Origin of the sequence: Bordetella sp. H567, assembly GCF_001704295.1 — a bacterium.
Classification (GTDB): Bacteria; Pseudomonadota; Gammaproteobacteria; order Burkholderiales; family Burkholderiaceae_B; genus Bordetella_C.
Genome location: NZ_CP012334.1, coordinates 3,584,861 through 3,597,884, shown reverse-complemented (window position 1 = coordinate 3,597,884; position 13,024 = coordinate 3,584,861). Strand labels below are relative to the sequence as shown.

At 65.0% G+C, this 13,024-nt stretch carries 12 protein-coding genes and 1 rRNA gene; 5 read left to right on the top strand and 8 right to left on the bottom strand.

The genetic code is table 11. The features are described 5' to 3' along the window. Positions 1-219 precede the first annotated feature (219 nt). Positions 220-332, top strand: a 5S ribosomal RNA gene (gene rrf / locus AKI39_RS16145). Positions 333-568: 236 nt separating this feature from the next. Then, the gene (locus tag AKI39_RS16140) at positions 569-1,897 is read left to right on the top strand and encodes a dicarboxylate/amino acid:cation symporter (protein ID WP_066638137.1); all 1,329 of its coding nucleotides are present in this window, start codon (positions 569-571) and stop codon (positions 1,895-1,897) included. A gap of 99 nt (positions 1,898-1,996) precedes the next feature. Here the strand turns inward: AKI39_RS16140 and AKI39_RS16135 are convergent, their stop codons facing one another. The 7 genes from AKI39_RS16135 to AKI39_RS16105 all read right to left on the bottom strand — a co-directional run bounded on the left by AKI39_RS16135 (position 1,997) and on the right by AKI39_RS16105 (position 7,292). Then, positions 1,997-2,620: a Maf family protein gene (locus tag AKI39_RS16135; RefSeq protein WP_066638134.1), complete on the bottom strand. Its 624-nt coding sequence runs from the start codon at positions 2,618-2,620 to the stop codon at positions 1,997-1,999. 12 nt (positions 2,621-2,632) lie between these two features. Continuing rightward, on the bottom strand, positions 2,633-3,103 hold the full coding sequence (gene rlmH / locus AKI39_RS16130; protein ID WP_066638131.1) for a 23S rRNA (pseudouridine(1915)-N(3))-methyltransferase RlmH: 471 nt from the start codon (positions 3,101-3,103) through the stop codon (positions 2,633-2,635). 54 nt (positions 3,104-3,157) lie between these two features. Then, positions 3,158-3,553, bottom strand: a complete 396-nt coding sequence (gene rsfS / locus AKI39_RS16125) for a ribosome silencing factor (protein WP_066638128.1) — start codon at positions 3,551-3,553, stop codon at positions 3,158-3,160. A 75-nt stretch (positions 3,554-3,628) separates the two neighbouring features. Continuing rightward, positions 3,629-4,225, bottom strand: a complete 597-nt coding sequence (nadD, locus tag AKI39_RS16120; RefSeq protein ID WP_201258509.1) for a nicotinate (nicotinamide) nucleotide adenylyltransferase — start codon at positions 4,223-4,225, stop codon at positions 3,629-3,631. Further along, on the bottom strand, positions 4,216-5,151 hold the full coding sequence (gene hemF, locus AKI39_RS16115; protein WP_066638123.1) for an oxygen-dependent coproporphyrinogen oxidase: 936 nt from the start codon (positions 5,149-5,151) through the stop codon (positions 4,216-4,218). The genes nadD and hemF overlap by 10 nt, the downstream gene beginning before the upstream one ends. A gap of 2 nt (positions 5,152-5,153) precedes the next feature. Then, positions 5,154-6,458 (bottom strand): phosphoribosylamine--glycine ligase, encoded by a 1,305-nt coding sequence (gene purD / locus AKI39_RS16110; RefSeq protein WP_066638120.1) that lies wholly within the window; start codon positions 6,456-6,458, stop codon positions 5,154-5,156. Positions 6,459-6,557: 99 nt separating this feature from the next. Then, a complete protein-coding gene (locus tag AKI39_RS16105) occupies positions 6,558-7,292 on the bottom strand; it encodes a YebC/PmpR family DNA-binding transcriptional regulator (protein WP_066638119.1) in 735 nt (244 codons plus the stop codon). A 147-nt stretch (positions 7,293-7,439) separates the two neighbouring features. Between AKI39_RS16105 and AKI39_RS16100 the strand changes: the two genes are divergently transcribed. After that, a complete protein-coding gene (locus AKI39_RS16100) occupies positions 7,440-8,981 on the top strand; it encodes a helicase HerA-like domain-containing protein (protein WP_145925292.1) in 1,542 nt (513 codons plus the stop codon). A gap of 15 nt (positions 8,982-8,996) precedes the next feature. Here the strand turns inward: AKI39_RS16100 and AKI39_RS16095 are convergent, their stop codons facing one another. Beyond that, positions 8,997-10,364, bottom strand: coding sequence for an aspartate aminotransferase family protein (locus tag AKI39_RS16095; protein WP_066638116.1), 1,368 nt, complete (start codon positions 10,362-10,364; stop codon positions 8,997-8,999). A 183-nt stretch (positions 10,365-10,547) separates the two neighbouring features. Here AKI39_RS16095 and AKI39_RS16090 point away from each other — a divergent pair, with 183 nt between their 5' ends. Both AKI39_RS16090 and AKI39_RS16085 read left to right on the top strand, forming a co-directional pair. Beyond that, positions 10,548-11,615 carry a tartrate dehydrogenase gene (locus AKI39_RS16090; protein ID WP_066638113.1) on the top strand — a complete coding sequence of 356 codons (1,068 nt, stop codon included), beginning with the start codon at positions 10,548-10,550 and terminating at the stop codon, positions 11,613-11,615. A gap of 361 nt (positions 11,616-11,976) precedes the next feature. Then, positions 11,977-12,960 carry a hypothetical protein gene (locus tag AKI39_RS16085; protein ID WP_235610666.1) on the top strand — a complete coding sequence of 328 codons (984 nt, stop codon included), beginning with the start codon at positions 11,977-11,979 and terminating at the stop codon, positions 12,958-12,960. Positions 12,961-13,024: the final 64 nt, after the last annotated feature.

Below are 13,024 nucleotides of genomic sequence, written 5' to 3'. Positions count from 1 at the left end.
TTGCCATGATGCTTGGCGTAGACGTGCCACGCGGATCCATGCGATCCGCCACGCAGTCCCAACCCGAATCCTATGCCGCTCACCGGCCGCGCCTCAACAGCGCCGCCGCTGCCGGCAACCCCAATACCCTCGCCGCAAGCGCGCTTGCGTGTGCTTTGACCAGATTGGCGTGACGCGCCAGCCCCCCAACCGGGCCGGCACGCCGCGCAACCCTTTACGCCTGACGACCATAGCAAGGTGGCCCCACTCCTTCCCATCCCGAACAGGACAGTGAAACGCCTTCGCGCCGATGATAGTGGACGGACGTCTGTGAAAGTAGGTCATCGTCAGGCTCTTACCCCCAAAACCCCGCTGGGTCACCCCAGCGGGGTTTTGCTTTATGTGCCGCGCCATGCCATACCGGGGTGGTAGGCAGCGCTTTCCGTGCTACCCCGTTTTTCTGAATCGAGTTTTTCTCCATCCCGGCCGGTAGCTCGCCTGTTTGGGATGCGATAATTGACCATCACGGCGCGGGCGCGATGTTCGTGGGCCTGTAGGGCGCCTGATGATCAAAACAAGTGGATGAGCAATGATCGAAATAGATCAGACCGCGGTGCCGCGGAAGCAGAAGTTTTATCAGATCCTCTACGTGCAGGTGATCGTCGCAATCGTCATCGGCATTTTGCTGGGATATTACAAACCTGATACCGCGGAAGCCATGCGGCCGCTGGGCGATGGCTTTATCAGGCTGGTCAAGCTGATCATTGCGCCGGTCATCTTCCTGACCGTGAGCACCGGCATTGCCGGCATGAACGACCTGAAGCGTGTCGGCCGCGTGGCGGGCAAGGCGTTCGCGTACTTCTTGACCTTCTCCACCATCGCCTTGATCGTGGGCATGGTGGTCAGCCATATCGTCCAGCCGGGTGCGGGCATGCACGTGAATCCGCAGTCGCTGGACAGTAAAGCAGTTGCCGATTACGTCACCAAGGCGCACGACACCACCGTCACCGGCTTCCTGATGAACGTCATTCCCAGCTCGCTGCCGGGCCCGTTCGTCACCGGTGATATCCTGCAGGTGTTGTTCGTGTCGGTGTTGTTTGGGGTGGCGCTGGCCCTGGTCGGCGAACGTGGCAGACCTGTCGTGAACCTGCTGAACGCGCTGGCGCACCCCGTGTTCAAGATGGTGGCGATCCTGATGCGCGCCGCGCCGATCGGCGCCTTTGGCGCGATGGCGTTTACGATCGGGAAGTACGGCATCAAGTCCGTGCTGAACCTGGCCGCCTTGGTCGGCACGTTCTACGCCACGGCCGTCCTCTTTGTCGTGGTCGTCCTGGGCCTGGTTGCGCGCTACAACGGCTTCTCCATCATCAAGCTGGTCCGCTATATCCGCGAGGAACTGCTGCTCGTGCTGGGGACCAGTTCGTCGGAAGCGGCGCTGCCCAGCCTGATGCAGAAGATGGAACGCGCCGGCTGCTCCAAGTCGGTGGTTGGCCTGGTCGTGCCGACGGGCTATTCGTTCAACCTGGATGGCACCAATATCTACATGACCATGGCGGCGCTCTTCATCGCCCAAGCCTGCGACATCCATCTGTCGCTGGGCGACCAGGTGCTTTTGCTGCTGGTCGCCATGCTGAGCTCCAAGGGGGCGGCTGGCGTCACGGGCTCGGGCTTTATCACCCTGGCGGCCACGCTGTCGGTCGTGCCCAGCTTGCCGGTCGCCGGCATGGCGCTGATCCTGGGCGTGGACCGCTTCATGTCGGAGTGCCGCGCCTTGACGAATCTGGTGGGCAACGCCACGGCCTCCATCGTCGTGGCCCGGTGGGAAGGACAACTGGACAAACCCGCGCTCGATGCCGCGCTGAACGGGCAACTAACGCCCGTGCAGCCGGTGCAGCCCGCGGCGGTGCCTGGACACTGAACGCGGCCTCGGGCAAGGCGCCTCGCCGGCGCCACACCCTGCATTCCGTCATGTCGACGCATGCCCTGGTACGCGAGCCGTACCAGGGCATGTTGCTTTTCAGGGCAGCGTGATGTCGACGCGGCGCAGCAGCGCCGCGGTTTCGAAAAGCGGCAATCCCATGACGCCGGTATAGCTGCCGTCGATGCGCTCGATGAAGGCAGCGGCCAGTCCCTGAATGCCGTAGGCACCCGCCTTGCCGTAGGGCTCGCCGCTATCGCAGTAGCGGGCGACTTCGTCGGGCCGGAGTTCGCGCATCCGCACCTGCGTGATCGACACCCTTTCATGCAGGCGGTCGTGCGCGAACAAGGCGACGGCGGTGTGGACTTCGTGGCAAGAACCGGACAGGCGCATCAGCATCTGGATGGCATGATCCCGGTCCGCGGGTTTACCCAGCACGTCCCCGTCCAGGATGACCGTGGTGTCCGCCGCCAGCAGCGGCAGCGCCGGCAGCCCCTGCGCCTGTCGATACTGCTCGCCCCGTAGAGCCTTGTCGCGGGCGGTTCGGCGCACATAGTCCGCGGCCGGTTCGCCGGCGTGTCGCGGTTCGTCCTCGCCCGGCGGCGATGGAACGTCAAGGACCTGATGTGCCAGGCCGATCTGGGAGAGAAGCTCACGCCGGCGCGGGCTGGCCGATGCAAGGTATAAGCGGGGGGCGGAATGTAAATGGGACGACATAGGCATGCGGCGCGACGCTCACGCGCGGTGATAGGGATGGTTGGTGAGGATCGCCCAGGCCCGGTAGAGCTGTTCCGCCAAAAGCACGCGCACCATGGGATGGGGCAGGGTCAGCGACGATAAGCGGATCAGGCCATCGCAGGACGATTTCAGTGTGGCGTCCAGGCCGTCCGGTCCCCCTACCAGCAGCGCGACATCGCGACCTTGCGCGCGCCATTGTTCCAGCGTTTTTGCCAACGCCACCGTGGTCAAATCCCGGCCGCGCTCGTCCAGCGCTATCCGCAAGGCCCCTGGGGGCACGCCCGCTTCGATACGTTTGGCTTCCGCTGCCATCATCTGCGCCGTCGTCTTGCCGCTGGTGCGCGGTTCCGGCTTGATCTCGCGCAGTTCGAGCGCACAGTCGGGCGGCAGCCGACGGGCATAGTCGTCCCATGCGGTTTGCACCCAGCCCGGCATGCGGTTGCCGACCGCGACGACCACCAGCTTCACGGCGTGGGGCCTCCGGCGCCTGGCATGATGGTCATCGTGTCGCGCCTTGCCGGTTCAGACGTCGTCGTCGTCGTAGGTGGCGCCCGAGAGGACGGTGCGCGAGGATTGCGGCAGCAGCTTGACCCGCACCGGCTTGCCGCCCCAGATTTCTTCCAGGTTGTAGTATTCGCGTATCGCGGGCTGCATGACATGGACGACGATATCGCCCAGGTCGACGACGACCCATTCGCCCGTATCCTCGCCTTCGACGGTGACCGTCAGCTTCAGGGCGCGGCCCCGATCGGCGACGCTGGAGGCCAGCGCGCGGGTCTGCCGGTTCGACGTGGCGCTGGCGATGACGACACGGTCGAACAGGCTAGTCAGGTGGGTGGTATTGAAGACCTTGATGTCCTGCGCCTTGACGTCTTCAAGGGCGTCAATGACGGCGCGTTGTAGTTTCTGTATTTCCATGTCGCAACTATAACCCCCGGTAGTGGGTTTCGGGGGCGGCGGGGGCTGCTCCGCCATCAGGATGAGGATCGCGCGTCAGTCGTGGTAGAGGTGGTGGGCGCGTATGTATTGGTATACCGGCGTGGGAAGCATGTCGTCCACCGGCAAGCCGTCTGCCAGTCGATCGCGAATCGCCGAGGCGGAAACCGGCATCTCTGCGAACGGCAGAATTTCCACCTGGCGCTGTTGCGCGGCCATATGCCTTTGCAGCTCCGCCGGCGGTTGCGGCGGCGTTCCGGGGCGCATGGCCACCGCCAGGTCGACCCGGTCGGCGATTGCCTGCCACGCCCGCCAGGTGCAGAAGTTGGCCAGCTGGTCCGTGCCCAGCAGCCATACATAGCGATGCTGGACGGGCAGGGCGCTTACGGTGTCGATCGTATAGGTGGGACCGCCACGGTCGATTTCGGTGGTATTCAGTACGATGCTGGGCTCGTCGGCAATGGCCAGGCGGATCATGTCGCAGCGCTGCGCGGGCGTAGCGCGCAGCGGGCCCCTTTGCCAGGGCGCGGCCGCGGGTATCAGCTGTACCTGCGCCAAATCCAGCGTGCGCAAGGCGGTCCGCGCCAGCGCGATATGCGCCGCGTGCACGGGGTCGAAGCTGCCGCCCAGCAGGCCGATGCGTTTCAAAGCCATTCCCTGGGCGTGAGAAAGCCGGCCAGGACGGCTTCCGGCGTACCCGGTTCCGGCTTCCAGTCATAGCGCCAGTGGGCAACTGGCGGCATGGACAACAGAATGGATTCCGTGCGCCCGCCAGACTGCAGGCCAAACAGGGTGCCCCGATCGTAGACCAGGTTGAATTCCACGTAGCGGCCGCGGCGATACGCCTGGAAGTCGCGTTCGCGTTCCCCGTAGGGCTTGTTCCGGCGCAGTTCAACGATGGGAATATAGGCGGGCAGGAAGGCATCGCCGACATCGCGGACCAGGGCGAAGCAGGCGTCGAATCCGGGCTCGGCCAGGTCGTCGAAGAAGATGCCGCCGATCCCGCGCGCTTCTCCCCGGTGCTTCAAGTGGAAATATTCGTCGCACCACTTCTTGAAGCGGGGGTAGTAGTCTTCGCCATGCGGGGCGAGCGCGTCGCGGCAAGTGCGGTGGAAATGCCGGGCGTCTTCCTCGAAGGGATAGTAGGGCGTCAGGTCCATGCCGCCGCCGAACCAGTAGGCGGGCGTTTCGCCACTGTGGCGCGCGGGCGCGACAAACAGCCGCACATTCATGTGCACGGTCGGCACGTAGGGATTGCGCGGATGCAACACCAGCGACACGCCCATGGCTTGCCAGGGGCGCCCGGCCAGGTCAGGGCGCCGCGCGCTGGCCGACGGCGGCAGGTTGCGGCCCATGACATGGCTGAACAGCACGGCGGCCCGTTCGAACAGCTGGCCGCCTTCCAGCATCCGCGAGACCCCGCCGCCGCCCTCGGGCCGTTCCCACGCATCCGTGTGGAACGTAGTGCCATCCGCCTGTTCGAGGGCAGCGACGATGCGCGCCTGCAGGTTCGCGAAATAGTCTCGCGCGGATTCGATGGCGGATTCGAAGGATGGGGTGGGTGCGGATGGGGCGTTCATTTTCAAGGGCTAGCCTTCGGTTTGGGCGGGACGCGCTTGAGGGCGCGCCAGCCGATGTCGGTGCGATATTGGCGGCCATCGAACGCGACACGGTCCACGGTTTCATATACGCGCTCACGGGCCATGCGCACCGAGTCCCCCAGGGCCGTTACGCACAGCACGCGACCGCCTGCGGTCTTGACCTGATCACCGTCCAGTTGCGTGGCGGCATGGAACACCATGCAATCCGCGGCGTCTTCCGGCAAGCCCGTGATCACATCGCCCGTACGGGGTGTCCCGGGATAGTTATGGGCCGCCAGCACCACGCCCAGGGCAGTGCGCCGGTCCCAGACGATATCCGCCTGGTTCAGCGTTCCGGCAATGGCATGTTCCACCACATCCACGAAATCGCTTTTGATCCGCATCATGATCGGCTGCGTTTCCGGGTCGCCCATGCGGCAGTTGAATTCCAGCACCTTGATGGCGCGGTCGGGATCGTCTCCCGACGCAATCATCACGCCGGCGTACAGAAAGCCCGTGTACGGCAGGCCGTCGCGCGCCATGCCCTGCACTGTGGGCAGGATGACCTCGCGCATGATGCGATGGTGCAGTTCGGGCGTGACCACCGGCGCTGGTGAGTAGGCGCCCATGCCTCCGGTGTTGGGACCCTGGTCCCCGTCCTTCAGCCGCTTGTGGTCTTGGCTGGTGGCCAGGGCCAGCACGTTGCGTCCGTCGACCATGACGATGAAGCTGGCTTCCTCGCCTTCCAGGCATTCCTCGATCACCACCCGCGCGCCCGCCGCGCCCAGCGAACCGTCGCCTAGCATGGCGTCGACGGCGGCATGCGCCTCCGCCAGCGTGGCCGCCACCACGACGCCCTTGCCCGCGGCCAGGCCGTCTGCCTTGATGACAATGGGCGCGCCTTCCTGGTCGATATAGGCGTGGGCCAGCGCGGGATCCGTGAAAGTCTGATAACGCGCGGTGGGGATGTTGTGCCGCACCATGAAGGCCTTGGCGTAGTCCTTGGAGCTTTCCAGCTGCGCGGCGGCCTTGGTAGGACCGAAGATCTTCAGGCCGCGGGCGCGGAACACATCGACCACGCCGGCGGCCAAGGGCGCTTCCGGGCCGACCACGGTAAGCGATACCCCTTCGCGCTGGACGAAGTCCGCCAGCTCTTCCGCCTGCGTCAGGGGGATATTCTGCAGGCTGCCGCCGTGCGTGCCGCCGTTGCCGGGCGCGACGTACACCTTGTGCACGCGCGGCGATTGCGCCAGGCGCCAGGCGAGGGCATGTTCGCGGCCGCCCGAGCCGATAACCAGGAGTTTCATAGTGTGTGGCTGATAAAGATAAACGTGCGAGGACGGCGCCGTGGGGAGCCGGAGCGGCCCCCGGGAAGACCGGACCCGCGCGCGGCGGGTCCGTGAGGCTCAAGCGCCGGTTTCATCGAGGACGGCGGTGGTGTACACCTCCTGCACGTCATCCAGCCCTTCCAGGGCGTCGAGCAGTTTTTGCATCTTGACCGCGTCCTCGCCCGCGAGCTCGGTTTCGTTCAGGGCTTTCATGACGACGGCGTCCATTTCGGCCTTCAGGCCCGCGGCTTCGAAGGCCTGGCGCACGGCGGCGTAGTCGGCAGGCGCGCAAATGACTTCGATCACACCCTCGGCATCCGTGACGACGTCTTCGGCACCGGCTTCCAGCGCGGTTTCCATGACTTTGTCCTCGGGCGTGCCGGGCGCGAAAATGAACTGGCCGCAGTGCTTGAACATGAAGGCCACGGATCCTTCCTGGCCCAGGTTCCCACCGTTCTTGGCGAACGCGTGGCGCACCTCCGCGACCGTGCGGGTGCGGTTGTCGGTCATGCAGTCGACGATGACGGCCGCCCCGCCCACGCCATAGCCTTCGTAGCGAACTTCCTCGTAGTTATCGCCATCGGCGCCGCCCGCGCCGCGCTGGATGGCGCGCTGGATGTTGTCCTTGGGCATGTTGGCGTCGGTTGCCTTGTCCCAGGCCAGCCGCAGCCGCGGGTTGCTTTCCGGATCGGCACCCCCCGCACGCGCGGCGACGGTGATTTCACGGATGATCTTGGTCCACAGCTTGCCGCGCTTGGCGTCCTGGCGGCCCTTGCGGTGCTGAATATTGGCCCATTTACTGTGTCCGGCCATGGCTTTCCGATAAGAGTGAGGCAAAGACGGCTATTTTACCGTGCCATCCCTTTCGCGGTGGTCCGGGCGTGTTGCGCGCGCGCGCGCCACGGCGGAGAATGGCCGCGCCGGCTCACGCCGGCGCGTAAACGCCATCCGGAGACCGCCATGTCAAACACCGCCACGCCCATCCCGCCCTTGCGAGTCGCCCGGCACGATGGCCAGGATCTGGCGCTGCTGGCCGGCATGGCAAACCGCCATGGCTGCATTACCGGCGCCACCGGCACCGGCAAAACCGTAACCCTGCAGGTGCTCGCGGAACAGTTTTCCCGCATCGGGACGCCGGTTTTCCTGGCCGACGTCAAAGGCGACTTGACCGGGATTTCGCAGGCCGGCACCGCCGGCCCGAAGCTGCGCGAACGCCTGGATGCCCTGGGGCTGCCCGAGCCAGCCTGGGCCGCTGCGCCGGCCGTGTTGTGGGATGTCTTCGGCCAGCAGGGCCATCCGGTGCGCGCGACGGTCTCCGATATGGGACCGCTGCTGCTGTCCCGCATGCTCGAGCTGAACGACACCCAGGAAGGCGTGCTGGCCATGACGTTCAAGGTGGCCGACGACGAGGGCCAGCTGCTGCTGGACTTGAAGGATCTGCGGGCGATGCTGCAGGACGTCGCCGATCGCGCCGCATCGCTGAAGACCCGCTACGGCAACGTGTCGGCCTCCACCATCGGGGCGATCCAGCGGGGCTTGCTGCGGCTGGAGTCCCAAGGCGCGGAAGCATTCTTCGGCGAACCCATGCTGGACATCGCCGACCTGATGCGGGTCGACGCCCAGGGGCATGGCGTGGTCAGCATTCTGGCGGCGGACAAGCTGATGCAGGCCCCGCGCTTGTACGCGATCTTTCTGCTATGGCTGCTGGCCGAACTCTATGAAAAGCTGCCGGAGGTGGGCGACCCGGACAAGCCGCGTATGGTGTTCTTCTTCGACGAGGCGCATTTGCTCTTCACTGATGCCCCCAAGGCGTTGCTGGACAGGATAGAGCAAGTGGTCCGGCTGGTGCGATCCAAAGGCGTAGGGGTGTACTTCGTTACGCAGAATCCCCTCGATATTCCGGAAACCGTGCTGGGCCAGCTCGGCAACCGCATCCAGCACGCCTTGCGCGCCTTCACGCCGCGCGACCAGAAGGCGGTACGGACGGCCGCGCAGACCATGCGCGCGAATCCGGACCTGGATCTGGAGCAGGCCATTACGGAATTGGGCGTGGGAGAAGCCTTGGTTTCCCTATTGGATAGCCAGGGGCGTCCGGGGATGACGCAACGCGCCTGGATCGTGCCGCCAGCCAGCCGCATCGGGCCCGCCACGTCCGTGGAACGCGATGCGCTGCGTGCGGCCTCGCCCGTCACAGGCAAGTATGAGCAGGCGATCGACCGGGAGTCGGCCTACGAAGTGCTGGCCCGCCGCGCCGCGAAGCCGGCGGACACGGGATCGCCCTCCGGCGCGCCCCACGGCGCAGGCACGCAGGCGCCGGACGGGACGGCAGCCGGTGGAGGCCTGATGGGCGGGCTGAACGACGTGCTGTTCGGCTCCACCGGCCCGCGCGGAGGGCGCCGCGACGGCGTCGTCCAGTCCATGGCGAAGACCGCGATGCGTTCCGTCGCGCGGGAACTGGTGCGCGGCGTGCTGGGCTCCCTGCTGGGGTCCCGCCGCCGCTGATCCGCCGCACAACAATCAGGCGGCCACGAAGCGCGAGACATCCTCCAGCGTGCGGACGAAGCGGGCGACCATGTCGCGCACCTGATCCGGCGTAATGATCAGCGGTGGGCAGAACGCCACCGTATCCTGGATGCCGCGGATGATCAGGCCATGCGCGTGGGCCTGTTCGTAGGCGTAGGCGCCGGCCTTGCCCAGCGGGTCGAAGGGACGCTTGCTGGCCTTGTCGGCCACCAGTTCCACCCCGGCGATGAGCCCCACGCCCCGCACCTCGCCGACCAGAGGATGGCCGGCCAGGGCACGCAACTCCTGCTGCAGCACTTCGCCGGAACGGGCCGCGTTTTCCACCAGCTTGCGCTCTTCGATGATGTTCAGGTTCTCCAGCGCGACCGCCGTGGCAACCGGATGGCCGCTGGCGGTGTAGCCATGTCCCAGCGTACCCACGCGTCCGCTGTTCTCGGCGATCGTTTCGTGCACCTTGGGCGACACCAGCACCGCCGCCAGGGGAACGTAGGAAGACGTGATCTGCTTGGACAACACCATGATGTCCGGCTCGATGCCGTAGGTGTCGCTGCCGAAGAAGGTGCCCAGGCGGCCGAAGCCCGTGATGACTTCGTCGGCGATCACCAGCACGTCGTACTTGCGGCAGACGGCCTGGATCTTGGGCCAGTAGGTGCGCGGGGGCACGATCACGCCGCCCGCGCCCATCACCGGCTCGCCGATGAAGGCGGCGACCGTGTCGGCGCCTTCCTGCAGGATCAGCGCCTCCAGTTCGGCCGCCATCCGGGTGGCGAAATCCTCTTCGCTTTCTCCCGGCTGTGCATGGCGGTAATGATGCGGACAGGCCGTGTGCTTCATCTGCGGCAGGGGAAGATCGAAATCGCGATGATTGCCCGCCAACCCGGTAAGGCTGGCCGAGGCGACCGTAACGCCGTGATAGCCCCGCTGCCGCGCGATGATTTTCTTCTTCAGCGGACGGCCCAGCGCGTTGTTGTAATACCAGACGAACTTGATCACCGTATCGTTCGCTTCCGAACCGGAATTGGTAAAGAACGCACCGGACATGCGACCCTGGGTGTAGCCGATCAACCGCTCGGCCAGCGCGATCGACGGCGCGTTCGATTTGTGCGTGAACGTGTGGTAGTAGGGCAGTTTGCCCATCTGGCGGCTCGCCGCCTCCACCAGGCGCGGTTCGCCGAATCCGACCGCCACGCTCCAGAGTCCGGCCATGCCTTCCAGATACTTGTTTCCCTGGTCGTCGTAAACGTAGATGCCCTCGCCCCGGTCGATGACGAGCGGACCCACGGTGCGATGCTTCACCGCATTGGTATAGGGATGGATCTGATGGCGGATATCCTGCGCATGGATGGGCGTAGAGGTCGGCATGGAGGTTCGCGATAGGGCTGGGGTTGAGCTGCTGGGCAGGCCGGGAAAGCACCGTTCCTCCATAGTAGCCGGCCTGCGTCGCGCCGGGTATCGGCCGCTTGCATGCCACGGTTGCCGTGCCGCGCACCTGTGTCCGATAATGGCCGGGCCTATTCAAATCAAATCGATCATGGAGACCAGGCGGTGGCTAAAAAACACAGGATCGCGGTAATTCCCGGCGACGGTATCGGCAAGGAAGTGGTCCCGGAAGGGCTGCGCGTGCTGGATGCCGCGGCGGCCAAGTTCGGTATCGAGTTCCAATGGGACCATTTCGACTGGAGCTGCGACTATTACGCCAAGCACGGCAAGATGATGCCGGACGACTGGGCCCGCCAGATCGGCGGCCACGAAGCCATTTTCTTCGGCGCCATCGGATGGCCGGATGCCGTGCCGGACCATGAAGCCCTGTGGGGGTCGCTGTTCCGCTTCCGCCGCGATTTCGACCAATACATCAATCTGCGGCCGGTCCGGCTGATGCCCGGCGTCGTATCGCCCCTGGCCAACCGCAAACCCGGCGATATCGACTTCTTCATCGTGCGTGAAAACACCGAAGGGGAATACTCCAACAGTGGCGGCAAACTGTTCGCCGGCACGGAGCGCGAGGTCGTCATCCAGGAAAGCGTGTTTACGCGCGTGGGAGCCGAACGGGTCCTGAAGTTTGCGTTTGAACTCGCCCGCAAGCGCGGCAAGCATCTGACCGCGGCCACGAAATCCAACGGGATTTCGATTTCCATGCCATGGTGGGACGAGCGGGTTGCCGAAATGGGGCAGCGCTATCCCGACGTGCGGTGGGACAAGTTCCACATAGACATACTGTGCGCGCACTTCGTGCAGCGTCCCGACACCTTCGACGTCGTCGTGGCGTCCAACCTGTTCGGCGATATTCTTTCGGACCTGGGGCCGGCCTGCACGGGCACCATCGGTATTGCACCATCCGCCAACCTCAACCCGGAACGCAAATTCCCTTCCTTGTTCGAGCCCGTGCACGGTTCCGCGCCGGATATCTATGGCAAGGGCATCGCCAACCCCATCGGCCAGATATGGAGCGGCGCCTTGATGCTGGATTTTCTCGGCCATCCCGACGCGGCCGCCGCCGTGGTATCCGCGATCGAGCACGTACTGGCCAACGGCCCCCGTACGCCGGACATGCAGGGGCAGGCGCGCACGGAAGAGGTAGGGCGCGCCGTAGCGGACCGGCTGGCCGCCTCCTGATCGAGCGCCCCGACCGGGGCCGAAGCGCCCCGGTCCGCAACAAGCTGTAATTTTGGTGGGGTGGATGTTCCCACCCCATCCGTATGCGATCCGTGCTAAGGTTACGCCGTCCCTTTTTTGCTTGCGGCATATGTGCCGCATCGTCCGGTCTCACGGTCGGAACTTTGTAAATTCCGTCGGAAATTCAAACTATTGACGCACATGCGAAGGTATAGTTTGACTGCGGATGCGTGCATGATCCTAAGCTGCGTCCCCGATACTTTCCGATCGCGCTGTACATTTTCGTACGTTTGCGCCCTCACGTTCGAGTTTCGCATTGTTATCTTCGACAAGTTTGGCTGCCGACAACGCGGATTCCCTTGTGGCGGGGAAGCCGGCGCTGCTCCCCGAGGGCGGTAGTGTCGTCGTTGCCGACGATCGCACCGTGGGCGATAAGCCGCTCGATCGCTTCTGGCGCAAGTTCTACACCCTGTTCCGCAGCCGTCGCATGCAGCACAACCGCCACCTGTGGCCGTATGTGTCCATCGGTCGGGATGCGCAAGGCGCCATCAATGCCTTTTCAGCGTTCCGCCATGTCGTCCCGGTCACTCCGCTGCAACAGGCGTTCACCGAACACCACGATACCGTTCACGTCATCCTCAGCGGGCCTTCCGTCGCGGAGATCCAGTATGACCGCCTGCCCATGCAGGCGGCAATGGGGGTCAACGGGTCCATTTCGCTGGCCCGCCACTTCGATATCCCGTTCCGCTACTACTGCGTGATCGACCAGAACTTCGTCCGCCGCCGCATCGACCTGATGCGCGAGGTGGTCGAACGCGACCTGACCTTGTTCATCACGCCGGACGTGCTGCGCTACATGGTGCAGGGCATGCCGTGGCCCGAACGCTACAAGTGCCGCATTTGCGTGATCGAAGTCGTGTCTGAACGCGCCTACCTTCCGCACTTCAGCCCGGACGAGCTCGCGGCGATGGCGCAGGCCAACCCGGCGCTCTCGCTGTTCGATTCACAGCGCTCGCTGGGCTATAGCTTCGACCTGGCCAGCGGTGTGTTCGACGCCGACACGGTGGCGTATGCGGCGCTGCAGGTGCTGGTGGCCGGGGGCGTGGGCCGGATCTACATGCATGGCCTGGATCTGGGCTTTTCCGGTGCACGGCGCTTCTACAAGGAAGCGCAACCCGAAGACAGCCGCCTGGTGCGCAACTTCGACCGGCTGATCGAACCGTCTTTCTCGCAGGCCGCGGCGTTGTTGAGGGCACGGGGCGTGGACGTGTTCAATCTGTCGCTGAATAGCGCCCTGTCGGACCGGATCATCCCGAAGCTGGACTGGCGCACGCTGGCCGCTTGATTCCCCTTGCTTGATCGATGCGCCCCGTCCGCGATATGGCCGGGGCACCCTGGCGTGCGCGATT

Bases quoted from the DNA above. Each gene is read 5' to 3' on its own strand.
- AKI39_RS16095 (WP_066638116.1), bottom strand. From the start codon at position 10,364: ATGCCGACCTCTACGCCCATCCATGCGCAGGATATCCGCCATCAGATC.
- AKI39_RS16135 (WP_066638134.1), bottom strand. From the start codon at position 2,620: ATGCCTATGTCGTCCCATTTACATTCCGCCCCCCGCTTATACCTTGCA.
- hemF (WP_066638123.1), bottom strand. From the start codon at position 5,151: ATGAACGCCCCATCCGCACCCACCCCATCCTTCGAATCCGCCATCGAA.
- AKI39_RS16140 (WP_066638137.1), top strand. From the start codon at position 569: ATGATCGAAATAGATCAGACCGCGGTGCCGCGGAAGCAGAAGTTTTAT.
- nadD (WP_201258509.1), bottom strand. From the start codon at position 4,225: ATGGCTTTGAAACGCATCGGCCTGCTGGGCGGCAGCTTCGACCCCGTG.
- AKI39_RS16100 (WP_145925292.1), top strand. From the start codon at position 7,440: ATGTCAAACACCGCCACGCCCATCCCGCCCTTGCGAGTCGCCCGGCAC.
- AKI39_RS16105 (WP_066638119.1), bottom strand. From the start codon at position 7,292: ATGGCCGGACACAGTAAATGGGCCAATATTCAGCACCGCAAGGGCCGC.
- rsfS (WP_066638128.1), bottom strand. From the start codon at position 3,553: ATGGAAATACAGAAACTACAACGCGCCGTCATTGACGCCCTTGAAGAC.
- purD (WP_066638120.1), bottom strand. From the start codon at position 6,458: ATGAAACTCCTGGTTATCGGCTCGGGCGGCCGCGAACATGCCCTCGCC.